This is a genomic window from Pseudoalteromonas thalassia, assembly GCF_049257215.1.
In the GTDB taxonomy this organism is placed as follows: Bacteria; Pseudomonadota; Gammaproteobacteria; order Enterobacterales; family Alteromonadaceae; genus Pseudoalteromonas; species Pseudoalteromonas lipolytica_C.
Genome location: NZ_JBMMUE010000001.1, coordinates 100,322 through 124,282, shown reverse-complemented (window position 1 = coordinate 124,282; position 23,961 = coordinate 100,322). Strand labels below are relative to the sequence as shown.

Genomic DNA, 23,961 nt, shown 5'->3' with positions numbered 1-23,961 from the left:
AAATTTCAACTGGTTATACAATCAAGCCCACATATTCCACTGGTTATTTTTAGCTCACACTTAACATGCGCAAAAAACACCCAAACACAAAGATATCCACTATGGCACGTATTTGCTATCATGAACCGGTTAATTAGACAATCAAATAAACGCCTTATGCGACCAATAAAACCCGCTTCTATAAACGAATTAATGCAACGTGTTGATGCTATTGCCGGCCTCACCTTAGGGCAATTAGCTGAGCAATATCAATTTAAAACACCTGACGATTTACTGCGTGAAAAAGGCTGGACAGGGCAACTTATCGAATATGTGCTTGGCGCAACAGCAGGCTCAAAACCAACACCTGATTTTGAAGAGTTAGGAATTGAATTAAAAACACTGCCTATTTCGTTTAAAGGTAAGCCACTCGAAACAACATTTGTGTCAGTTACGCCGTTACTAAATGTTACAGGGATGACTTGGCAGCAAAGTACTGTGCGTAAAAAGTTGAATCATGTTTTATGGTTACCTATTTTAGGTGAGCGCGAGATACTGCCTTTTCACCGTACCATAGGCAGTGGCTTTTTGTGGCAGCCAAGTGCAGAGCAAGATGCCCTTTTACAAAGGGACTGGGAAGAACAAATGGAGCTAATCGCCCTTGGTCGCGTTGATGAAATTTCGGGGCACTTAGGCGATGTTATGCAAATAAGGCCAAAAGCAGCCAACAGTAAAGCACTTACCGATGCAATTGGCCCCAATGGCCAAATAATACAAACCCTACCTCGCGGCTTTTATTTAAAAACCAGCTTTACTGGCGAGATCTTAAAACAGCAATTTCAGCTATAAAAAAACCTCCCGCAGGAGGTTTTTAAAGTCTCAATGAGCTAAGCCAAATTACTGACCTTTAACTTCTTTAAGACCATTGTAAGGTGCTTTTTCACCTAGTACTTCTTCAATGCGAAGTAATTGGTTGTACTTAGCAATACGGTCAGAACGGCTTAATGAACCCGTTTTGATTTGACCTGCCGCAGTACCTACTGCTAAATCAGCAATTGTTGCATCTTCTGTTTCACCTGAACGGTGTGAGATAACAGCTGTGAAGCCAGCATCTTTAGCCATCTTGATAGCAGCAAGCGTTTCAGTTAATGAACCGATTTGGTTGAACTTGATAAGGATTGAGTTAGCAATACCGTTATCAATACCACGCTTTAAGATCTTCGTGTTAGTTACGAAAAGGTCATCACCTACTAATTGTACTTTGTCGCCAATTAGTTTTGTTTGGTGAGCAAAACCATCCCAATCAGACTCGTCTAAGCCATCTTCAATTGAAACAATTGGGTATTGCTCTGTCAGATCTTTAAGGAAGTGGTTAAACTCTTCAGAAGTGAATTTTTTACCTTCGCCTTTAAGGTCATAGATATTAGCTTCTTTGTCGTAGAACTCAGATGCCGCACAGTCTAATGCTAGCGTGATGTCTTTACCAAGCTCGTAACCTGCATTTGCAACAGCTACTTTAATTGCTGCAAGTGCCGCTTCGTTTGACTCAAGGTTAGGAGCAAAACCACCTTCGTCACCAACTGATGTAGAGTGACCTTCAGCTTTAAGTACTTTTGCTAAGCTGTGGAATACTTCAGCGCCCATACGTAATGCTTCACGGAAGTTTTTAGCGCCAACTGGCTGGATCATGAATTCTTGAATATCAACAGAGTTATCAGCGTGCTCACCACCATTGATGATGTTCATCATAGGTAATGGCATTGAGTAAACACCTGGTGTGCCGTTAAGGTCTGCAATGTGCTCATAAAGTTCAACGCCTTTTGAGTTTGCAGCCGCTTTAGCTGTTGCTAAAGACACAGCTAAGATAGCGTTAGCACCTAGTTTTTCTTTGTTTTCAGTACCATCTAAGTCAAGCATTACTTGGTCAACCGCTTTTTGATCAACTGCGTTTTGACCTTTAAGCGCTTCAGCGATTTCGTTGTTGATATAGCCTACTGCTTTTAAAACACCTTTACCTAGGTAACGTGCTTTATCACCATCACGTAATTCAAGCGCTTCGCGAGTACCTGTTGATGCACCAGATGGTGCTGCAGCACGGCCCCATGAACCATCAGCTAAATGTACATCAGCTTCAACAGTTGGGTTACCACGCGAGTCCATGATTTCGCGACCAATCACTTTTACGATTTCTGACATCTTGATTCCTCTTTTCCCGAAAATGGTGAGTTAGTGCCAATTTTATTAATTATCCTTAATGCCATTGGCTTATTAAAACAAATAAGCCGTGCATAAAGCACGGCCTATTAAAATTACGATGACGCTTTTTGGTGAGTGTGTGCAGCTGCGACAAACCCTTCAAATAGCGGGTGACCATCACGTGGTGTTGACGTGAATTCCGGGTGGAATTGCGCGGCAATAAACCAAGGGTGATCTTTATTCTCGATAATTTCGACTAATTTCTTATCTTCAGATAAACCAGTGAAACTTAAGCCTGCTTTTTCAAGCTGCTCTACGTAGTGGTTATTCACTTCGTAACGGTGACGGTGACGCTCTACAATCTCGTCGCTACCGTACACTTCGCTTACTTTTGAGCCTGGTGTTAAATGACACTTCTGTGCGCCTAAACGCATAGTACCACCTAAGTCAGATTGCTCATCACGCACTTCAACGTTACCGTCAGCATCTTGCCACTCTGTGATTAGACCAACCACAGGATGTGCTGATTTAGCGTTAAACTCGGTTGAGTTTGCATCTTCAAGGCCTGCAACGTTACGCGCATATTCAATAAGCGCTACTTGCATACCTAAACAAATGCCTAAGTAAGGAACTTTGTTTTCACGTGCATATTTAGCCGCTAAGATCTTACCTTCAACACCACGACCGCCGAAGCCACCTGGTACTAAGATAGCGTCAAGGTGAGACAGTAACTCTGTACCTTTGCTTTCTAAGTCTTGTGAATCAACGTATTCGATGTTCACGGTTAAACGGTTTTTCAGACCTGCATGCTTTAATGCTTCGTTTACTGATTTATACGCATCTGGTAGTTCGATGTATTTACCAACCATACCAATTGTCACTTCACCCGTTGGGTTAGACTCTTGATATAACACTTGTTCCCACTCAGATAGATCTGCTTCTGGGCACTCAAGATAGAAACGACGACAAACGAAGTTATCTAATTCTTGTGACTTAAGTAACGCAGGGATCTTATAGATGCTTTCTACGTCTGGTAATGAAATAACAGCTTTCTCTTCAACGTTAGTGAAAAGTGCGATTTTCGCGCGCTCGTTATTTGGTAGTTTACGATCAGAACGACAGATTAAGATATCTGGTTGGATACCAATCGAACGTAATTCTTTTACAGAATGTTGTGTTGGCTTAGTTTTAACTTCACCTGCAGGGCCTAAGAATGGCACAAGCGTTAGGTGGATAAACAATGCGCGCTCACGGCCAATTTCAGTGCCAAGCTGACGAATTGCTTCTAAGAATGGTTGTGACTCGATGTCACCAACTGTACCGCCAATTTCAACGATTGCTACATCGCGACCTTCAGCACCGTCGTATACACGTTGCTTAATGTCGTTTGTGATGTGTGGAATAACCTGAATTGTTGCACCAAGGTACTCACCACGACGCTCACGTCGTAATACATCTTCATAAACACGACCTTGTGTGAAGTTGTTGCGGCTAGTCATCTTGGTACGGATGAAACGCTCATAGTGACCTAAGTCAAGGTCAGTCTCTGCACCGTCTTCAGTTACAAATACTTCACCGTGCTGAATTGGGCTCATAGTGCCTGGGTCAACGTTAATGTAAGGATCCAGCTTTAAAATAGTCACGTTAAGACCACGTGCTTCTAAAATAGCGGCTAATGACGCTGCTGCAATACCCTTACCCAACGAAGAAACAACCCCGCCAGTTACGAAGATAAATTTTGTACTCATGCGAACCCTAGAATATCAGGAATTAAAAGGAATAATATAGAATCAAGACGGGGCGATATTGTAGCAAAGGCACTGCTATCAATCCAGATAAAATTAGCAAATAAGTGCACAAAAAACGAGCTTAACCATACTGTACCCAACCTGTTCTACAACACACTCATTTTAACTGCTTTTTAATGGCTTCCCATGCGTTGTCCATTTCTTCAAGACTAGCCGTTTCTAAACTTTGACCACGCTCCTGTAAATAAGCGGCTACTTTTTCAAAGCGTGACGCGAACTTAGCATTGGCACTTCGTAATAATTGCTCTGGATCGCGCTTGATATGACGCGCTACATTGACCGTAGCAAACAGTAAATCACCAATTTCTTCGGCGCTGTGCTCAGAATGTGGATCATGAGCCAGCGCTTCTTTTACTTCGTCTACTTCTTCTGCAACTTTATCAAGTGCCCCATGATAGCTTGGCCAATCAAACCCTAGGCTTGCCACACGCTGTTGAATTTTCTTCGCTTTTGACAGTCCCGGCATCGCATCAGGTATATCTTGCCACAGGCTCATTTGTGGTGAGGCTGATTTTTCTGCTCGCTCTTGTGCTTTTATAGCCTGCCACTGCGCAGAAAGTTCAGCATCCGATAGATCTCTTTGCTCAGCAAAGACATGGGGATGACGACGCACTAATTTATCATTAAGCGTATTAGCCACATCGGCAAAATCAAATAACCCCTGCTCTTTAGCAAGCTGAGCATAAAAAATAACTTGAAACAGTAAATCGCCAAGCTCACTTTTAAGCTCAGTAAGCTCACCTTTTTCAATGCAGTCTGCTACTTCGTAAGCTTCTTCAAGGGTGTGCGGCACAATCGATTTAAAATCTTGTTTTAAATCCCACGGGCACCCAGATTCTGGGTCCCGTAGTTTGGCCATAATCGCTAACGACTGCTCAATGGCATGCTTATCACTCATTATGAATGACCACGCTTTGCTTCATGGACACCTTCAATTTGGTGTAACTTCGACAATAAGCGGTTGGTGCTTGATAAGTCATGAACTTCAACCTGCATTGAAAACAGTGCAAGTTGCTTATCTTCAACCGTGTTAACGTTCATGTTCAGCACATTTACTTTTTCGTTTGCAAGTACTGAGCTGATATCTCGAATTAGCCCAGAACGATCGGTGGCTTCAACTTTAATAGTTAATGAGTACGAGCCGTTTACATCGTCTGACCAGCTTACTGATATCACTCGCTCTGGGTGTTTATCACGTAGTTTTTCGAACGAATCACAATCTTCACGGTGAACCGCAATCCCTCGGCCTTGGGTGATATAACCAATAATTTCATCGCCTGGCACAGGTCGGCAGCATTTTGCTACGTGGCTCATTAAACTACCTACACCATCAACAACAATACCGTTTTTATCGCCGGTGACACTTTTCGGCTTTTTAAACTTAATTTGTGGCTCGTCATCATCACGGTCACTAATAAAGTTTAATAACTGATTTAAACGAACATCTCCTGCACCAACAGCCACCATTAAATCTTCAAGACCACGCAAATTAAAGCGCTCAATTGCTGGCGCCAGATCTTTAGTTGTTAGGTCTAGCTTTTGTAGCTCAGTCTCTAAAATTTCTTTACCCGCGCTTAAATTTTTATCTCGGTCTAGTTGCTTAAACCAATGATGTATTTTAGAGCGTGCACGCGACGACTTGATATAACCTAGTGATGGGTTTAACCAATCACGACTTGGGTTGGCCTGCTTTTGAGTTAAAATTTCAACCTGATCCCCGGTACTTAACTGGTAAGTGAAAGGCACAATCTTGCCAAACACTTTTGCACCAATACAGCGGTGACCTACATTTGAGTGAATGTAATAGGCAAAATCAAGCGGTGTCGCACCCAGTGGTAAATCATAAATATCGCCTTTTGGTGTGAACACATAAACGCGGTCTTCTACTACTTGGTTTTTAAGCTCTTCGGCTAAGTCACTGCCATCAACAACTTCTTCTTGCCATTGCAGTAGTTTGCGCAACCAGCTAATTTTTTGTTCATAGCCCGAACCTCGCCCTGGTAGCGCTCCCTCTTTATACATCCAGTGCGCAGCTACACCTAACTCTGCATCTTGATGCATTTCGCTAGTACGAATTTGAATTTCGACGGTTTTACCTTCAGGGCCAAAAACCACGGTATGGATTGACTGATAGCCGTTTTGCTTCGGTGTTGCGATGTAATCATCAAATTCTTTATTCAAATGACGCCAGTTGGTATGCACAATACCTAATGCGGCATAACAATCTTGCAAGCGTTCCACCACAATGCGCATAGCACGAATATCAAAAAGCTGATCAAACTCGTAGTTTTTCTGCGCCATTTTTTTATAAATGCTGTAGATATGCTTAGGACGGCCATACACTTCACCCTCAATGCCTGCTTCAGCTAGTTTTGACTTTACTAAAGCAACCATATTTTCCATGTAAGCTTCACGAGCAAGGCGCTTATCATCAAGCTGTTTTGCAATGTTTTTATAGGTATCTGGGTGCAAATAACGGAACGATAAGTCTTCAAGCTCCCACTTAAGTTGACCAATCCCTAAACGATTAGCCAGCGGAGCAAAAATATCACGTGTTTCTTTGGCGGCAATAACGCGCTCTTCTTCACTGGCGTCTTTAACATCACGCAAGTGGCATACTTGTTCTGCGAGTTTAATCACCACGGCGCGCACATCTTCAACCATGGCTAACAGCATACGGCGGATATTATCGATTTGTACTGTACCTTTACCTTGATGGGCTAAGGTACTAATAGTGGCCATTTGGCTGACGCCAGTTAGTAATAACGCAACGTGATTACCTAACTTTTCGGTGACTGTCTCAATTGAGATTTTTTCGGCTAAAAAGTAAGGGGTCAAAAATGCGGTTGCCAGCGAATCAGCGTCTAAGTTCAGCTCGGCTAAAATTTCCACCATTTCGATTGCGGTATTTTCACGTTTTGCATCGTCACAATGCTGGCACAAATCATGAGCCTGCTTTAATAGGATTTGTTTATCTTCTGTTAGCGCTAACAGCTCGATACGGCTGGCAAAATCACTCGGCTTTGTAAGCTGATGTGACTGTCTAGTGGCTACCATAGTGCGCTTTACCTCCTGTGAAATAACGCCATCGTTTCAATATGCCCGGTATGAGGGAACATATTCATTAGCCCTATTTTCTTAATGCTAAAGCCTGCTTGTAAAATAATCGCACTGTCACGGGCTAAAGTAACAGGATCACAAGAGACGTATAAAATCGTTTTAAACTGGGTTAGTGGTAACTGCTCTAAAATGGCCATCGCCCCAGTGCGTGACGGGTCAAGGACTAACACATCAAAATCATCACTAAACCAAGCTGCTGATTTCATTGGCTGTGTTAAATCAAAACAGTAAAAATCGGTATTCGACAAAGAGTTAGTTTGCGCATTTTGTTTGGCTAATGCAACCGCAGAATCAACACCTTCAACACCAATAACATATTTAGCATACTTTGCCATTAATAGTGAAAAGTTACCAATACCGCAAAATAAATCCAGCACTTGTTCACTGCCTTGAAGTTCTAACCACTCTTTTGCTTGATGCAGCATCGCTTGGTTCACTTGCGGGTTAACTTGAATAAAGTTTTCAAGACCAAACTCAAAGCGTAAATCATAAGCTGGTATCTGGTAGTACGGCATAGGGAAATCACTGTGATTTATTTCACCACTTTGTGATTGCCATACCACGCACCAGTTGTATTCATTACACGCTGATTCTACGATTGTTTTTAACTCGTTATTAATCGTCTTAGTATGCCTAACAACCACAAAAGCCGCGTTATCAGCTTCGCATAATTGTAAGTGGCTAATACTATCTAGACCTGAATGACTGTTGATAAGAACATCAAACACAGCAAATACTTCTTTGAAAGTGCTTGTAAGCACATCGCAGTTTTCAATACTCACCAATTGCTTAGAGCCTTGAGCTCGATACCCTACTCGCATTTTTTTGGCGGATTTGTCGTGCATTACTGCAATACGCGCAGAGCGACGATAATGATGCTCATCACTCAGTAAAGGCGCTTGCCAGTTTAAATTATCAGCTTTGGCAAATTTACTAAACAACTGACTTACCGCTGCTTGCTTTTCTACGAGCTGTTGTTTTGCATCGAGGTGTTGTAACTGACAACCACCGCATACCTGATAATGTTGGCAAAAAGGAGTAACCCTATGCTCTGAGGCTGATAGCACTTTTTTACAATCAGCACTGGCAAAACGTGCCTTATCTTCTATCAACAATGCTTTTACTTCTTCGCCCGGCAAAGCACCATTAACAAAACAAACTTTACTCCCTTGTTTAGCAACGCCTCGACCTTGATGATCCATAGCGGTGACAGACAGGGTTAGCATTTTTTGTGAAACGGATTTCTTTTTGGCTTTGAAAATCTGTGCCATTGGGCAACACCTTAATTATTGATAAAGCGGAAGTAAGTATATACTCTTAAACAACGATAATAATGATAACAACATTCTTTATGACTAAATTTGGCTTACGTGACTCAGTCTTAACTCTCACTTTAATACCGACTGTGATCATAGGCTTGTTGCTGGGCGGTTATTTTACAATAAATCGTTACATTGAGCTCGATGAAATTTTATATCAACAAGGTGTGACAATAATTGAGCCGCTGGCTATAGCGGTTGAACAACCCTTGCTCAAGCGTGATAAACCGCTATTAACACGCCTAGTTAGTCATACCCATAACAAGCACTCCCCTGCTATTCAATCAATTGCTATTTTTGATGAGAACAATGAACTTGTCATTTTTAGTAAATATCAAAGTGAGTTCAAAGAGTTTATAACCGATAACTCAGCGTCACTAGACGGTATTATTGTCAAAAATTCAGAGCACTACTTAACGTTTAAAACTGCCATTGTTAATCATAGTCGCCAAGATTCGATTTGGAACCACCATAGTTACCAAGCTTCATTGGGGACTGTGGTTATCATGCTCAACAAACAACAGGCTATCATTGGTCAGCAACGCGCACTGCTCATAAGTGGCATTGTCATTATTTTAGCGTTAGTGCTGGCGACTATTTTGGCATTTAGACTTACCCGTATGTTTGTTCAACCACTTAATAAGTTAGTACTTGCTACCGACAGATTAATAGAAGGTAAAGTAGATACCGGTCTTGATAAAAAAATGTTTGGAGAGTTTGAGTTACTCAGAGAAGGCCTTAATACAATTTCGCAAACCATGGTCATGCAACGTGACGAAATGCAAAAACACATTGACCAAGCAACCTCTGATTACCGCGAAACACTCGAACAGTACGAAACCCAAAATATCCAGTTAAGTATCGCCAAAAAAGACGCGCAAGATGCTAACCGAGTAAAATCAGACTTCTTAGCCAAGATGAGTCATGAATTACGTACGCCTTTAAATGGTGTAATTGGTTTTACACGCCAGCTTTATAAAACCCCGCTAAATAAGCATCAAAAAGATTATCTTGATACCATTGAGCTGTCGGCAAACAGTTTATTGACCATTATTAGTGATATTTTGGACTTTTCTAAATTAGAAGCCGGTGCCATGGAGCTAGAATCAATGCAATTCCAGCTGCGTGACAATATCAATGAAGTTTTAACTTTATTGGCACCGAGCGCTCATGAAAAGCAACTTGAGCTATCAATTTTTATTCATCCACAAGTGCCTGATAACCTGACCGGTGACCCGACTCGCTTTAAACAAATCTTAATTAATCTGTTGAGTAACGCGATTAAATTCACTGAAAAAGGGTCGATTAAAGTGGATGTTGGCTACCGCTTGCTCGATGAAGAGCGCGCCTCAATTTTGGTCTCAGTGACTGATACAGGTGTAGGTATTCCTATGGATAAACAAGATGCGTTATTCACACCATTTGGCCAAGCAGACTCAAGTATTACTCGTAAATTTGGTGGTACTGGGCTTGGTTTAATCATCACTAAACATATTGTTGAAGCGATGAACGGTCGCATAACGCTTAACTCAGCTCCTGGCAATGGCACCTGCTTTACATTTAATGCGGTATTTAGGACACCAAGCAATATAATTACCAGCGACTTACCTACTCAATCTTTAATCAATAAACGCGTGCTTTATTTAGAGCCGCATGAACACTCTCATCAAGCAACATTGTCGTTATTGAATGAATGGCAAATGCGGGTGACTGCGTGCACAGATGAAGAAAGTTTCTTAAACGAGATCAATAAAGATTTCAGCTATGACATCTGTATTATTGGCCATACCGCCACAATAGATGATATGCAGCAGCTGAAAAGCTACGTGAAAGCAGTTCGCCCTGCGACTGATTATTTATATATTATGCTCAATACAGTGTCGCATAATATGCGTGAGGCATTTATTGGTAGTGGTGCTGATGCATGCCTTAGCAAGCCGCTTAACCACCGTAAACTGTGTGAAATATTGGCTGCACCTTATCGCCTTGATCACCCAGTACATAATATTGAACAGGGTGACGAAAAGCTTTTACCACTTAAAGTGTTAGTCGTTGACGACAATGACGCTAACTTAAAGCTTATTTGTACCCTTCTGGAAGAACAAATTGAGTTAATTGATACCGCCCATAATGGTTCTCAAGCCTATAGCTTAAGCAAAAGCCATAAATACGATTTAATATTTATGGATATTCAAATGCCAATCATGGATGGTATTACCGCTTGTAAGCTTATTCGCGAATCATCACTCAATGAAGATACACCTATCATTGCAGTTACAGCGCACGCTTTGGCGGGTGAAAAAGAGCAGCTTCTTAAAGATGGCTTTAAAGGTTACTTAACCAAGCCTATCGATGAAGATATGCTAAAACAAATCATCAGCGATCATAGCCCGCAATCACCTATTAATCGTGAGCGAAGTAAAGCAGCTGCCGTTCATTCGGAGCCACCATTTGAAAGCGCTCGTCTTGATTGGCAATTAGCACTACAACGCGCAGGCGGTAAAGAAGAACTAGCACTTGAAATGCTTAACATGCTATTACTGAGCGTGCCGGAGACCTTGCGCCTGCTCAATGAAGCTATAGAAAAAGAAGATTGCGAACATGTACTTAGCATAGTGCACAAGTTCCATGGCGCATGTTGCTATACCGGCGTACCAAAACTAAAATCACTTGCCGAAACTCTCGAAACAGCATTAAAAGGCGATTGCGATTTAAATTACATCGAGCCTGAACTGTTTGAGTTAATTGATGAGCTGAATAATTTGTTAAGTGATGCAGGTATGGTTGAGCAATAAAAGTTAGAAAGAATCTCAAGGAAGATAAATGTTTTTTATTTCATTTTTTGTTTTTGTATCGCTATCGTTCGTATGGTGCATAGTTTGTCATAAAAGGCTTGGTGTGATGGCAAACGATTACGTAAAGAACAATTACGCTGAACAGTGGCAAGAATACGAGAGTAAAGCCCAATTAATGAAGGTAAAACCTAACTCGATGGTTATTCATTCAATTAAGAAAGGTAACTTGTCGGCAATAGATGATGGTGTTTTAAAAAGCTTTAAGAAAAAGCATCAATATTTAGTGGCCCTACTCTGTCTTTCGCCTTGGCTTTCTTCATTACTTGCACAATTTATTGTTTATCTAAGTAAATAAAAACGCGGTGGATATCACATTCACCGCGCTCAGTATTCAAACTTGCCAGCGCCTATAAAAGGGCGGCAGTTCAAAGCTTATACCAATTCGCTTAATTAAGTAGTCTATTTTGAGGCAATAAAACCTCGTAGATAGCGACAGGTTTAATCCCTCAAAATGATTAATATTATTGCGGATTAGTATTAAAGCCTTGCTTCAATCATTAGGCGTTTCATATCGCTAACGGCTTTTTCTAAACCATCAATCGCTGCACGGGCAATAATTGCATGACCAATGTTTAACTCATAAATTTCTGGCATTGCCGCAATTGGTTTTACATTGTGATAATGAAGACCATGGCCGGCATTAACGATTAAACCTAGGCTATCAGCATATTGTACGCCGCTACGAATACGTTCAAGCTCCGTGTGAAGCTCTTCGTCATTCTCAGCATCGGCATAAGCACCTGTGTGAATTTCAACGTAAGGAGCATTACACGCTTTTGCAGCATCAAGTTGCGCGTTGTCGGCATCAATAAATAACGAAACCTTAATTCCTGCTGCTGTCAGCTTTTCTGTTGCAGCTTTTACTTTTTCAAAGTTACCTACAACATCAAGGCCACCTTCTGTGGTGAGTTCTTCACGTTTTTCAGGCACTAAACACACATAAGCAGGTTTCACTTCAAGGGCGATGTCGATCATTTCATCGGTGACTGCAATCTCAAGATTCATACGTGTTTGAATCGTTTTTGCCATCACATATACGTCACGATCTTGAATATGACGACGGTCTTCACGCAAATGAATGGTGATACCATCTGCACCAGCATGCTCTGCAACAGCAGCGGCATGCGCAGGATCTGGGTAACTCGTGCCACGCGCTTGGCGTAAAGTGGCAATGTGATCAACGTTTACACCAAGAAGAATATCTTTCATTTTTTTACCTGTTTAAAACAACGATTCAAGGCTGAGTATCAGCCTACTTAATAAATAACTCACGGCTTTTTAATGGCTTTTTACCAAGTAAAGGCTTGAGTAGGTATCGACTTAATTGCTTAGCCATATATAACACATCAGGGGCGCTAAAGTCATGAGCCGCTATGGCATTTAATTGCTTTCCTGAAAAGCCACTATGGGGGTCGTCATGCAACAAAAAACCGTATTCAGCAAAGTACTGATAATTTGCTGCATCGTTTATTTCATCCCCTTGCGCATCAACGCTAAAATCAACACCATAACCTAGCATCTCTAGCAGTTGAAACTCATAAGAGCGCAGCACCGCTTGCAGGCTTTTAGTGGTCGATAACTCGTGTAAATGCTGTTTATAAAGATGATAAACACTTTCCATCGGCTCGTTGATTGGTACGATACGATTGGTTAATTCGTTCAAATAAAAACCACAATATAACTGGGTGCCAGTTAACATACTTTGCCCGCCATGGGGCTCAAAACGAGTGATGTATTTTAAATCAGACTTACCGCTGTATTGTACAAGCAGAGATTGGAAAGGTTGCAGTTGAGCTTTATGTTTAGTGGCCTGACGACCACTAATACGAGCCAACATTCTCAGTTGACCAACGCCTTCTACCAGCATATCAAGCATAACTTGCGAGTCACTAAAAGGACGTCGATGCAGCAAGTATGCTGTGTAGAATTCGCTATCCATGGCGTGTAAGCTTTACTTAGTCTTCACCATAGCCAAGGCTACGTAGCGCACGTTCATCGTCAGCCCAACCAGATTTGACTTTTACCCAAAGTTCTAAAAATACTTTGTTATCAAGCATTTCTTCAAGGTCTTTACGCGCTTCACGACCGATAACTTTTAGCTTTTCGCCCTTATTACCGATCACCATACGTTTTTGTGTTTCGCGCTCAACCAAGATAAGGCCATTGATTTGCCAAACACCATTATCGAGCCATTTAAACTGTTCTATTTCTACCGTGACAGAATAAGGTAACTCATCACCCATAAAACGCATCAGCTTTTCACGGATAACTTCTGCCGACATGAATCGCATAGAGCGATCTGTCACGTAGTCCTCAGGGAAATAAAACTCGCAAAGAGGAAGACGCTTAGTTACTTCAGCTTTGATTAGTTCAATATTTTTACCCTGCTTAGCAGAAACAGGAATAATACCAACAAAGTCAAACTTTTCGCCCAAGAACTGCATGTGTGGTAGCACAAGATCGCGATCTTTTACTTGGTCGATTTTATTCATTACCAATAACACCGGACGACCACTTTGACGCACTTTGTTAAGTACCATCTCATCGTCTTCGTTCCAGTGTGTTCCTTCAACCACAAAAATGATCAGTTCTACATCACCAATTGAACTTGATGCTGCTCTGTTCATTAAACGGTTAATGGCACGCTTTTCTTCTACGTGTAAACCCGGAGTGTCGACGTACACAGCTTGGTATTTACCTTCGGTATGAATACCCATAATACGGTGACGTGTAGTTTGCGGTTTACGCGAAGTAATCGACACCTTTTGCTCAACAATGTAGTTAAGTAAGGTCGATTTGCCCACATTTGGACGGCCTACAATGGCAATCATCCCGCAGTGTGTATCTAGCTCTGCAGGTGATTTAGAGATTAAATCATCAAGATTCATTTTTAAGTATCTTTAAGGCTTTTTCAGCGGCTTTTTGCTCTGCTTTACGACGCGAGCTACCCACTGAGATAATGCTATCCATCCCTTCAACAATACATTCAACCGTGAATGTTTGATTGTGCGCTTGGCCCTTTGTATCAATAACAGTGTAGCCTGGTAACGATAGTTTGCGCGCTTGTAAGTATTCTTGAAGTAATGTTTTCGGGTCTTTTTGGTTCAAGCCTGGCGAAATTGCATCAAGGCGAGACTCATACCAGCTTAAAATAAGCTCTCCACATTGTTCAATGTTTGAGTCTAAGAACACCGCGCCAATAATCGCTTCAACAGCATCGGCAAGGGTTGATTCGCGGCGAAAACCGCCACTTTTCAATTCACCTGGGCCTAAGCGTAAGTAATCGCCCAAGCCAAATTCTAGGCCAAATTCAGCCAAGGTTTGTCCACGCACTAAGGTAGAGCGCATACGGCTTAAATCACCTTCACGTGCTTTTGGAAATTTATTATAAAGCGCATTAGCAATCACAAAACTCAAAATTGAATCGCCCAAAAACTCTAAGCGTTCATTATGTTGACCTTTATGACTGCGATGCGTCATTGCCTGCTCAAGCAACGCTTGATCAGTAAATGTATAACCTATTTTATTGTATAACTCTGTTACGTTTTTTTTCATCGTTACTGAATATTACCTAGGCGTTCAAAACGAACACCAGTTGGAACCCAGCTTGGTAAAAAGTCATCTGGGCCATTTTCAAATTCAAAACTCATCCATATAAAGACGGCTTTACCAACCAAGTTTTCTTTTGGTACAAAGCCCCAAAAGCGACTGTCTTGGCTATTATCACGGTTATCACCCATCATAAAATAATGATCGGCAGGAACCACCCACTCATCTGAGCGAGTACCCGGCTGCTGATAATAACGGCCTTTCATTTCAGGCGCTTGCGGGTTAATCAAGATATTATGATTGACTGTGCTTAGACCTTCTTCTAAACGCACCAAATTCATTGAACCTTGTTTGAACTCATCGCTATTGAGGATTTCCATATCAATTTTATTGTATTCATTACACAGCAACTCACCCTGTTGCGTAGCACCTTCTTCACATTTAGGCTGAATATAAAGGTGCTTGTTGCGATAAACAATCTTATCGCCAGGTAGACCTATTGCTCGTTTAATGTAATCAACACGCTCATCAAGTGGGTATTTAAATACAACAATATCACCACGCTCAGGCTCGTTTACATCAACTAGCTGACTGCGCCAAACTGGGTCTTTAATGCCATATGAGTACTTTTGAACAAGAATAAAGTCACCCACAAGTAAAGTTGGCATCATCGAACCCGATGGAATTTGAAACGGTTCAAAAATAAATGAGCGGAAGATGGTGATTGCCGCAATCATCGGAAAAATTGATTTAGCCGTTTCAGTAATACTTGGCTCAGGTGCAATTAATGCAGCGGTTTCTTCATCTAAATCACCACCTGCGGCATTTTGAGCAAGGGCAATTCGCTGTTGACGCTTCGGCGCAAACATAAAGTGGTCAATTAACCAAATTAAACCTGAGCCAAGTGTTAACAACACTAAGAAAATTGAAAAATAACCCGCCATGCATTAATTCCTATATCTACTTCTTATTATTTACCAACTTTAAGGATAGCTAAGAATGCATCTTGAGGAACTTCAACGTTACCTAATTGCTTCATTCGCTTTTTACCTTCTTTTTGCTTCTGTAGTAGCTTTTTCTTACGGCTCACGTCACCACCGTAACATTTTGCGATTACGTTTTTGCGTAATTGCTTAACTGTTGTACGTGCAATCACATGCTGACCAATCGCTGCTTGAATCGCAATATCAAACTGCTGACGTGGGATCAGATCTTTTAGCGCTTCCGCTAACTGGCGACCACGTGACTGCGCAATATCACGGTGCACAATAATAGCAAGTGCATCAACACGCTCACCATTAATTAGTACATCAACACGCACCATGTCTGAAGCTTGGAAATGCTTAAAGTTATAATCAAGTGATGCAAAACCACGACTTGTTGATTTTAACTTATCAAAGAAGTCCATTACTACTTCAGCCATCGGTAATTCGTACGTCACCGCAACTTGCTTACCATGGTAGCTCATTTTAGTTTGCATACCACGCTTTTCAACACAAAGTGTAATTACGTTACCTAAAAACTCTTGCGGAACTAAGATGTTAGCTTCAACAATTGGCTCACGGATTTCAATAATATTGTTTACCGGTGGTAGGTCAGACGGGTTATCTATTTGTTTAGTTCCGTCTTTTGTTTCTACTTCGTAGATTACTGTTGGCGCAGTAGTAATAAGATCAATGTCGTACTCTCGCTCAAGACGTTCTTGAATGATTTCCATGTGTAGCATACCCAAGAAACCACAACGGAAACCAAAACCAAGAGCCGTTGAGTTTTCTGGTTCGAAGAATAACGACGCATCGTTCAAGCTTAGTTTATCAAGCGCATCACGGAATGATTCATAATCATCTGATGAGATTGGGAACATACCAGCATAAACCTGCGGTTTAATGCGTTGGAAGCCAGGTAAACGCTCAGGGGCAGAATTACGTTGAAGCGTAATAGTATCACCAACTGGTGCACCGTGGATTTCTTTAATACCCGCAATAACAAAACCTACTTCACCGGTTTTTAAGATACCCGTGTTGGTTTGTTTTGGAGTGAAAATACCCACTTTATCTGCGATATGAACTTGCTCATTCGACATGATCTTAATTTTATCGCCAGAGCGTAATTCACCGTGTTTGATACGTACTAATGATACAACGCCTTGATATGGGTCAAACCATGAGTCAATGATAAGCGCTTGTAGTGGCTTATCTTTGTCGCCTACCGGTGGCGGAATATCTTTAACAATAACTTCTAATACTTCTTCAATACCAATACCTGTTTTAGCACTACATTGCACTGCATCTAGAGCATCGATACCGATAATATCTTCAATTTCTTCAGCTACACGAAGTGGGTCGGCTTGCGGTAAGTCGATTTTATTTAGAACTGGAATAACTTCTAAGTCCATTTCGATTGCTGTGTAGCAGTTTGCTAATGTTTGTGCTTCAACACCTTGACCCGCATCTACAACCAATAATGCACCTTCACAGGCTGCAAGTGAACGCGATACTTCGTATGTAAAGTCAACGTGTCCAGGGGTATCGATGAAGTTTAACTGGTATGTTTCGCCGTCTTTAGCTTTATAATTTAGTGTTACACTTTGCGCTTTGATGGTAATACCACGCTCACGCTCAATGTCCATTGAGTCTAACACCTGCTGCTGCATTTCACGGTCTGTTAAACCACCACAAACTTGGATAAGACGGTCAGAGAGAGTCGATTTACCATGGTCAATATGGGCGATGATCGAAAAATTACGGATATGCTTCATAAACTGGATTCTAAACTTCTATATAAATGGACTAAGTGTATAAAGCGACAATTTTACATTTAATTGGCTTTAATCACCATCTATTTGAGTGAAAGGAATAGTAATTGGGTGAATTTTTATTACTTTTATATCGTGCTTGAGGCTCTTAACCCTTGATTTTGCTATTGCATAGCCCGTTAAGCCACCAATCACGGCTGCTAAAATTTGCCAGCCCTCAGGTAATGAAAAAGCGGCAAAAGCGATTAAAGCAAATCCCAAACTGAGTAAAAGTGGCAACATATACACAGCCATCGCATGTTTAACTAAATGACTATCATCAAGTGCTAAGGTCACTTTTTGACCGACTTTTAACTCAAAATCAAAGGTATAGGGGAAAGTTTTTTTGGCTGTTCCAAACAGTTTAGCGAATACTTGCGAGCCACATCGACCATTACAGCCGGCACAGGCCTGCTTTTGCTCTGCTTCTAAGTTCGCTGTCGTGCCTTTTACCGACACGACAGTGAGTGTTTGTTCAATCATAATTTAAAGAGGTCGCGCTACCGACTCAGCTATAGCTTTGGCTGTCATAGCAGGAATATTACCAACAACCGATACATCAAAGCCACCGCCATTGTGAACATAAACCGTCGTTGCACCCGATGATAGTGCACCACTGGCTCGTTTGCCTGGTAAAGGTCTTTGAATAAACACAGATACTTCCACAAAACCATCAGAGTATAAGTAATAGTCTGTTAGTTCATTATTTAAGTCTAATTTGTGGCGATCTGACTTTAACAATTTGAATCCATCTGGCAACCAGCCAATATTCCAATTATTGCCAGCACCTTCAGATGCATTTTCAATCTCAGTGGTTGGCATAGCAGCAGGAAAACTACGGTTTTGCATTTCAAGTAGCATTGGCGCTGGCTGCTCGGTCACACTTATGTGAGTTAACTGTAATTGCTCCAACATTTCGCCTTTATGATCAACATAAGCAGACTTAAGTAGAAGCGATGATTCGGTATCAATCCAAATCCAGTAGTTAAATTTATGCTCATCTTTTGATTCAATACGCACTAACTGCGCTGAGCGACCTGCAATACGTCCTTTACCACCTAGCACAAAATCATAATGTGCACTTACGCGTTCAATATCTTTAAAAAGTACTTCAGGAATAGGCCCGGCAATAGTGTCGGTTTTGATTGTATAAGGCTGTGAGTGAGGCTCAAAATAAGTAACTTGTCCGTTAACTCTTGCCATCTCAAGCCCTGCACCATTAAGCAAGCTCAAATGTTCAAGCTCGATATCACCTTGTTTAGCATGCAACCAACGATAAGGTTCCATGGTTTGGCCTTTAACAACGACAAAAGATGCATCAAAGTTGCGGGTATGAACGGCATCAGCCATATTAAGTAATAATGCTTTGGCGGGGTTTTCATCACTGGCAAAAGCCGGAGCCATTAATGCCAGTGACAAAATAAAAGTAAACACTTTCATTTAATTAGTTTTTTTCCTCTTCTGCGTTTTCTGCAGTTTGTGAACTTTCCAGAGAATAGGCAACACGTGCTTGACGCTGATGCTCAAGAACTAATGCCCCTATACGCTGCTGTTGTAATTCACGTAAACCTTGCTCTGCGTTTTCAAGTGCAGGCTGTTCTGATGAATAGCTAACAGGTGACGCAACCCCCGTTAAAGGTGTTGTTTGTAAAAGTGGAATGTCACTTTCTGGTGATTCGGTGTTCTGCGGCAATGTTTGTACGCCCACAATCGCAAACATAGCAACACTTGCAGCAATTGCCACTTGTGCAAATGGACGACGCCAATTAAATGCTACAACGTTATCTGTGCCTGTTGCCGCCACGATTTCTTCGCTTTTTGGTGCTGTTGTTTTATTCGCGAAATCAGCGTAAACAGGTTCTTGCTCAAGTGATTCTGCCACTGCGTCTGCAATGTCGAAATTAAAAGCGTTATTATTTGCCTCAGCACGCATTACGTCACCGATCATCGCGTAACGACCAAATGTTGCTACATCGTCGTTAGTGATCGCTTGATCAGTTAACTGCTGCTCGCCGTCAAGTAACGCGGACAACTGCTCATTATCCAACTTGTTAACGTCTGCTTTTGTCATACTAAGACTCACCTATTAATGGATTCAATTTATTATCAATCGCCTCACGGGCACGAAATATACGCGAGCGTACCGTTCCCACAGGGCAATCCATAACCACGGCTATTTCTTCATAGCTCATCCCTTCAATTTCACGAAGGGTTATCGCGGTCTTCAGATCTTCAGGCAAACTATCAATCGTATTAAAAATTACAGCACGTACTTCGTCACTTAATAACAGGTTTTCAGGTGATGCGTTAGAACGCATAGCATCTGCACTGTCATAAAATTCGGCTTCTTCAGCATCAACATCGTTTGCGGGGGGCTTTCGGCCCTGCGCAACCAAGTAATTTTTAGCACAATTTACGGCGATACGGTATAACCAAGTATAAAAGGCGCTATCACCTCTAAAGTTAGGTAGAGCTCGATACGCTTTAATAAACGCCTCTTGCGCGACATCAGCGACATCACCTTGGTTCGACACATAACGTGAAATCAAACCCGCAATTTTGTTCTGATATTTTCTAACTAATAGGTTGAAGGCGTTTTTATCTCCTTGCTGGACCCTTTTAACTAACGCTAAATCCAAATCCTGCTCGCTCATTCGAGCCGGTACTCCTCTGTTTGATTCTTGCTTGCTATTCATATACTCGCCATTGTTTACACAAACTCTGACTGCAGCATGAATATAAAAGTTCAGTTTAAAATGATTTTTTTATAAAATAGCATGCAAATAAATTGAGTCATACCGATCTTATTACACAATAAGTTCAAATACTGCTGTTAAATCAACGGGTACATAAGTTCACTGTGAATTAAATAAATTTAAACAAACAGCCTAAAGTAGACTGTTTATGTGACCTAAAACCTAATAAGATTGGTATAACATATTAAAATGACTAATAGTGTTACTGCAAATATGGTACATATACGTATACCACATAAAAAAATATTTGCTCAAACTTTTGGCACTACTAGCCGAGCATTGTAACCGCAAAGACCACAGACATGAACCAAAATAAACATCACATTACTGATGTCGCTATCATTGGCAGCGGCGCCGCTGGCCTTTCTCTTGCTTTATCTCTTGCTAACCATTGCAAGGTCACTGTACTAAGTAAAGGTGCACTGACTGAAGGGTCAACCTTATATGCACAAGGTGGCATTGCCGCGGTATTTGATAAAAAGAATGACAGCATTGAATCTCATGTTGAAGATACACTCGATGCGGGTGGTGGTTTATGTGACCGAGATGCGGTGCATTACACTGCAAGCAATGCTAAGACGTGTTTGAAATGGCTAATCGAACAAGGTGTGCCTTTTGATATGGAGTTTGACTCAAAAGGTAAAGAGCGCTTTCATTTAACCCGTGAGGGTGGCCACAGTCATCGCCGTATTTTACACGCTGCAGATGCCACTGGTCGCGCAGTGCAAACAACTTTAATTAGCCAAGTACAAGCCCATCAAAACATTACCTTGCTAGAAAACTATAATGCGATTGATTTAATCAGTGATAAGAGTCTAGGTAAAAAGGGCAAACATATTCATGGTTTATATGTATGGAACTGTGAAGAGAAAAAAGTCGAAACAATTTCAGCCAAATTCGTTGCACTTGCAACTGGTGGAGCCAGCAAAGTTTATCTATATACTTCAAACCCTGATGTATCAAGTGGCGATGGTATTGCCATGGCATGGCGTGCGGGATGTCGGGTTGCCAATATGGAATTTAACCAATTCCACCCAACTAGTTTATATCACCCAGAGCTACAAAACTTTTTGATTACCGAAGCAATGCGTGGTGAAGGTGCATATTTAAAACGCCCCGATGGCACCCGTTTTATGAAAGATTTTGATGAGCGTGAAGAGCTTGCTCCTCGCGATATCGTGGCTCGTGCTATCGATTTTGAAATGAAACGCCTTGGTGCGAACTGTGTCTATCTTGATATTAGCCACAAAGACAAAGACTTTATCATTGAGCACTTCCCTACCATCTATGCAAAATGTTTAAGTGTGGGCTTAGATATTACTAAAGAAGCCATTCCAGTGGTTCCGGCTGCACACTATACCTGTGGTGGGGTAATGACTGACTTTAATGGCCGCACAGATTTAGACAACCTTTATGCTGTTGGCGAAGTCGCTTATACAGGCTTACATGGTGCTAATCGCATGGCGAGTAACTCGTTACTTGAGTGTATTGTGTTTGCCCATGCCGCAGCGAAAGACATCTTAAGTAAAATCGATGCAAGCCCAGCCCTTGAAGCCCTCCCACTATGGGATGAAAGCCGCGTCACTAATTCAGATGAAGAAATCGTCATCACTCATAACTGGCATGAACTAAGATTATTTATGTGGGATTACGTGGGGATTGTACGCTCAACTAAACGCTTAGAGCGTGCCCTTCACCGTGTGGAGTTACTACAACAAGAAATTCACGACTACTACGCTAACTTCAGAGTGTCTAATAACTTATTAGAGCTTAGAAATCTCGTGCAAGTAGCTGAGCTGATAATTCGCAGTGCCCTTGAGCGTAAAGAAAGCCGTGGTTTACACTACACTATTGATTACCCAGAACAAAACGACAATCCAACACCAACAATACTGACCCCTAAGTCGGTTGCTGCACTGCAATAACAGCACGTTTCAAACGCGAAAAATAAACGTCTTCTACACTGGCTGCTGAAATAATCAGCCAGTGTGACTGATAAAACCCCTCAAGCCTGAGCACTACGTAGTTTGCAAAGATATAACTTTTCGGACTTATCTCGCCTTGCAATTGAATGTTGTCACTCACAAATCTTAACTGTGAGTATTCTAAAATAACTGTGCCGTTTTCAGGATGTGCTTGTTTTGCTTTTTTAAAACTAATAATTCCTGCAATCAGGCTAGATGAAATAGCAAATATTTGTGTTATCAAGGAGTGGGCGGTAAGAAAGAACGCGATAGCAAGAAAACAAAAAAAGACCACAAATGGTTTGTGGTCTAGCTTATTATTTTTAACGACAAACCTATACACGAACTCGGTCTAAAATTAACGAGACCATAGTGTTTAGTTCTGGATCTTTACACTCTTCATGCCCCATGAACCATGCAAACAAATCAGGATCATCGCTCTCAAGTAAGCGTTGAAATACAGCTTGCTGCTCTTTGCTAAGTGAGTCAAACGCTTCTTCAACGAATGGCATGAATAAAACATCAAGTTCCAACATACCGCGACGGCATGCCCAACGAATACGTTCTTTACTGTGAATTTCAGTCATTTTAAACCTCGTACTTATTTGTCTGCAGTTTAACAAATTGCCATCGAATAAACAGCTATTTAAATTGCTACCCTAACTAAGTTATCATTACCTCTCATTCATATCGTAAAGAAGGTTTTTATGTCGACTGTTTACGCATGTCCTTTATCTTATTCGCTTATCAGCCTAACTGGCAAAGATAAGCTGTCTTACCTTCACGGACAAATTACACAAGATATCAATAAGCTCAACAAAGATAACTTTTTATGGGCTGGACACTGTAATGCCAAAGGCAAACTTTGGGGTGTGTTTAGACTTTTTGAGTATCAAGATAGCTACTACCTTGTGGGCACAAAACCTGAAGTTGAGCAGTCACTGGTAGAGTTAAAAAAATATGCGGTATTTTCCCAAGTAGACATTCAGCAAAGTGAAAAACCGCTTATTGGCCTAATTGGTGATGACCTTAATAATACACTTAAATCACTCAACATTGAGTTTGATGAGGAACACAGTGCCGTTGACTTTGCTGGCGGTAAAGCATTAAAACTTGCTGATAACCGTGTTTTACTGATGGTCAATAACGACTTTTGTTTACCAGACGAAGTCACGGCCCTTGATGATGATGCACGTTGGCAACAAGCTGCAATTGCAGCTGGTGAGCCATCTTTAAATAGCAACGCCATTGGCGAGTACGTACCACAAATGGTGAACCTACAAGCACTAGGCGGTATCAGCTTTAGAAAAGGTTGTTATACAGGCCAAGAAACTGTCGCTCGCATGAAATATCTGGGCAAAAATAAACGCGCTATGTATATCGTTGCAGGCACAGCCGAAGGTCAACTTGATGAGCTTGAGCTCGAAACCAAGATGGGCGAGAATTGGCGTCGTGCAGGCAAGCTAATTAGCCAAAGTTATAATCAAGATACGCAAACATTAATGGGCCTTGTTGTGCTGCCAAACGACAATGAGGCAGGCCAAGTGTTGCGTGCTAAACACCTCCCTCAGGTTGAGCTATCAATTCAAGCTCTGCCTTACTCTCTCGAAGATGAATAAAT

22 protein-coding genes are annotated in these 23,961 nt (G+C 41.5%); 5 read left to right on the top strand and 17 right to left on the bottom strand.

The features are described 5' to 3' along the window. Nucleotides 1-156 precede the first annotated feature (156 nt). The gene (gene mutH, locus AAEU31_RS00595) at nucleotides 157-828 is read left to right on the top strand and encodes a DNA mismatch repair endonuclease MutH (protein ID WP_058586533.1); all 672 of its coding nucleotides are present in this window, start codon (nucleotides 157-159) and stop codon (nucleotides 826-828) included. Between the two features lie 48 nt (nucleotides 829-876). On the opposite strand, the gene eno is transcribed toward mutH, so the two are convergent. The 5 genes from eno to rlmD all read right to left on the bottom strand — a co-directional run bounded on the left by eno (nucleotide 877) and on the right by rlmD (nucleotide 8,374). Further along, on the bottom strand, nucleotides 877-2,175 hold the full coding sequence (gene eno, locus AAEU31_RS00590) for a phosphopyruvate hydratase (RefSeq protein ID WP_138557317.1): 1,299 nt from the start codon (nucleotides 2,173-2,175) through the stop codon (nucleotides 877-879). Nucleotides 2,176-2,288: 113 nt separating this feature from the next. After that, on the bottom strand, nucleotides 2,289-3,923 hold the full coding sequence (pyrG, locus tag AAEU31_RS00585; RefSeq protein WP_063529466.1) for a CTP synthase: 1,635 nt from the start codon (nucleotides 3,921-3,923) through the stop codon (nucleotides 2,289-2,291). Between the two features lie 157 nt (nucleotides 3,924-4,080). After that, nucleotides 4,081-4,881, bottom strand: a complete 801-nt coding sequence (mazG, locus tag AAEU31_RS00580; RefSeq protein WP_421966141.1) for a nucleoside triphosphate pyrophosphohydrolase — start codon at nucleotides 4,879-4,881, stop codon at nucleotides 4,081-4,083. Then, complete coding sequence (gene relA, locus AAEU31_RS00575) at nucleotides 4,881-7,040, bottom strand: GTP diphosphokinase (RefSeq protein WP_135923796.1); 2,160 nt, start codon at nucleotides 7,038-7,040, stop codon at nucleotides 4,881-4,883. Before relA ends, mazG begins: the two co-directional genes overlap by 1 nt. Nucleotides 7,041-7,048: 8 nt before the next feature. Continuing rightward, complete coding sequence (rlmD, locus tag AAEU31_RS00570) at nucleotides 7,049-8,374, bottom strand: 23S rRNA (uracil(1939)-C(5))-methyltransferase RlmD (protein ID WP_421966140.1); 1,326 nt, start codon at nucleotides 8,372-8,374, stop codon at nucleotides 7,049-7,051. Between the two features lie 80 nt (nucleotides 8,375-8,454). On the opposite strand from rlmD, the gene barA reads away from it, so the two are divergent. Beyond that, nucleotides 8,455-11,217: a two-component sensor histidine kinase BarA gene (gene barA, locus AAEU31_RS00565; protein ID WP_235382560.1), complete on the top strand. Its 2,763-nt coding sequence runs from the start codon at nucleotides 8,455-8,457 to the stop codon at nucleotides 11,215-11,217. Nucleotides 11,218-11,323: 106 nt separating this feature from the next. Then, on the top strand, nucleotides 11,324-11,572 hold the full coding sequence (locus AAEU31_RS00560; protein WP_421966139.1) for a hypothetical protein: 249 nt from the start codon (nucleotides 11,324-11,326) through the stop codon (nucleotides 11,570-11,572). Nucleotides 11,573-11,754: 182 nt separating this feature from the next. Here the strand turns inward: AAEU31_RS00560 and pdxJ are convergent, their stop codons facing one another. From pdxJ to rpoE, 10 genes are all read right to left on the bottom strand, one after another. Continuing rightward, nucleotides 11,755-12,486 (bottom strand): pyridoxine 5'-phosphate synthase, encoded by a 732-nt coding sequence (gene pdxJ / locus AAEU31_RS00555; protein ID WP_054554340.1) that lies wholly within the window; start codon nucleotides 12,484-12,486, stop codon nucleotides 11,755-11,757. Between the two features lie 43 nt (nucleotides 12,487-12,529). Further along, nucleotides 12,530-13,216 (bottom strand): DNA repair protein RecO, encoded by a 687-nt coding sequence (recO, locus tag AAEU31_RS00550; protein WP_135923793.1) that lies wholly within the window; start codon nucleotides 13,214-13,216, stop codon nucleotides 12,530-12,532. 16 nt (nucleotides 13,217-13,232) lie between these two features. After that, on the bottom strand, nucleotides 13,233-14,165 hold the full coding sequence (era, locus tag AAEU31_RS00545; RefSeq protein WP_135923792.1) for a GTPase Era: 933 nt from the start codon (nucleotides 14,163-14,165) through the stop codon (nucleotides 13,233-13,235). Further along, a complete protein-coding gene (gene rnc / locus AAEU31_RS00540; protein ID WP_135923791.1) occupies nucleotides 14,155-14,832 on the bottom strand; it encodes a ribonuclease III in 678 nt (225 codons plus the stop codon). Before rnc ends, era begins: the two co-directional genes overlap by 11 nt. A gap of 2 nt (nucleotides 14,833-14,834) precedes the next feature. Further along, complete coding sequence (gene lepB / locus AAEU31_RS00535; RefSeq protein ID WP_135923790.1) at nucleotides 14,835-15,770, bottom strand: signal peptidase I; 936 nt, start codon at nucleotides 15,768-15,770, stop codon at nucleotides 14,835-14,837. A 26-nt stretch (nucleotides 15,771-15,796) separates the two neighbouring features. Continuing rightward, nucleotides 15,797-17,584 (bottom strand): translation elongation factor 4, encoded by a 1,788-nt coding sequence (gene lepA, locus AAEU31_RS00530; protein ID WP_135923789.1) that lies wholly within the window; start codon nucleotides 17,582-17,584, stop codon nucleotides 15,797-15,799. Between the two features lie 69 nt (nucleotides 17,585-17,653). Then, nucleotides 17,654-18,103: a SoxR reducing system RseC family protein gene (locus AAEU31_RS00525; RefSeq protein WP_295512559.1), complete on the bottom strand. Its 450-nt coding sequence runs from the start codon at nucleotides 18,101-18,103 to the stop codon at nucleotides 17,654-17,656. A gap of 3 nt (nucleotides 18,104-18,106) precedes the next feature. Next, nucleotides 18,107-19,060, bottom strand: coding sequence for a MucB/RseB C-terminal domain-containing protein (locus AAEU31_RS00520; protein WP_135923787.1), 954 nt, complete (start codon nucleotides 19,058-19,060; stop codon nucleotides 18,107-18,109). Between the two features lie 4 nt (nucleotides 19,061-19,064). After that, on the bottom strand, nucleotides 19,065-19,691 hold the full coding sequence (locus AAEU31_RS00515; RefSeq protein ID WP_135923786.1) for a sigma-E factor negative regulatory protein: 627 nt from the start codon (nucleotides 19,689-19,691) through the stop codon (nucleotides 19,065-19,067). 1 nt (nucleotide 19,692) lies between these two features. Then, entirely contained in the window at nucleotides 19,693-20,274 is a 582-nt protein-coding gene (gene rpoE / locus AAEU31_RS00510; protein WP_036969086.1) for an RNA polymerase sigma factor RpoE, read from the bottom strand. 404 nt (nucleotides 20,275-20,678) lie between these two features. Between rpoE and nadB the strand changes: the two genes are divergently transcribed. Beyond that, nucleotides 20,679-22,301, top strand: a complete 1,623-nt coding sequence (gene nadB, locus AAEU31_RS00505; RefSeq protein WP_135923785.1) for an L-aspartate oxidase — start codon at nucleotides 20,679-20,681, stop codon at nucleotides 22,299-22,301. Here nadB and AAEU31_RS00500 read toward each other — a convergent pair. Both AAEU31_RS00500 and AAEU31_RS00495 read right to left on the bottom strand, forming a co-directional pair. Beyond that, nucleotides 22,276-22,584: a hypothetical protein gene (locus tag AAEU31_RS00500; RefSeq protein WP_135923784.1), complete on the bottom strand. Its 309-nt coding sequence runs from the start codon at nucleotides 22,582-22,584 to the stop codon at nucleotides 22,276-22,278. The two genes, nadB and AAEU31_RS00500, sit on opposite strands and share 26 nt — an antisense overlap. A 91-nt stretch (nucleotides 22,585-22,675) precedes the next feature. Next, complete coding sequence (locus AAEU31_RS00495; protein WP_135923783.1) at nucleotides 22,676-22,927, bottom strand: FAD assembly factor SdhE; 252 nt, start codon at nucleotides 22,925-22,927, stop codon at nucleotides 22,676-22,678. 120 nt (nucleotides 22,928-23,047) lie between these two features. Between AAEU31_RS00495 and ygfZ the strand changes: the two genes are divergently transcribed. Further along, on the top strand, nucleotides 23,048-23,959 hold the full coding sequence (ygfZ, locus tag AAEU31_RS00490) for a tRNA-modifying protein YgfZ (protein WP_421966138.1): 912 nt from the start codon (nucleotides 23,048-23,050) through the stop codon (nucleotides 23,957-23,959). Nucleotides 23,960-23,961: the final 2 nt, after the last annotated feature.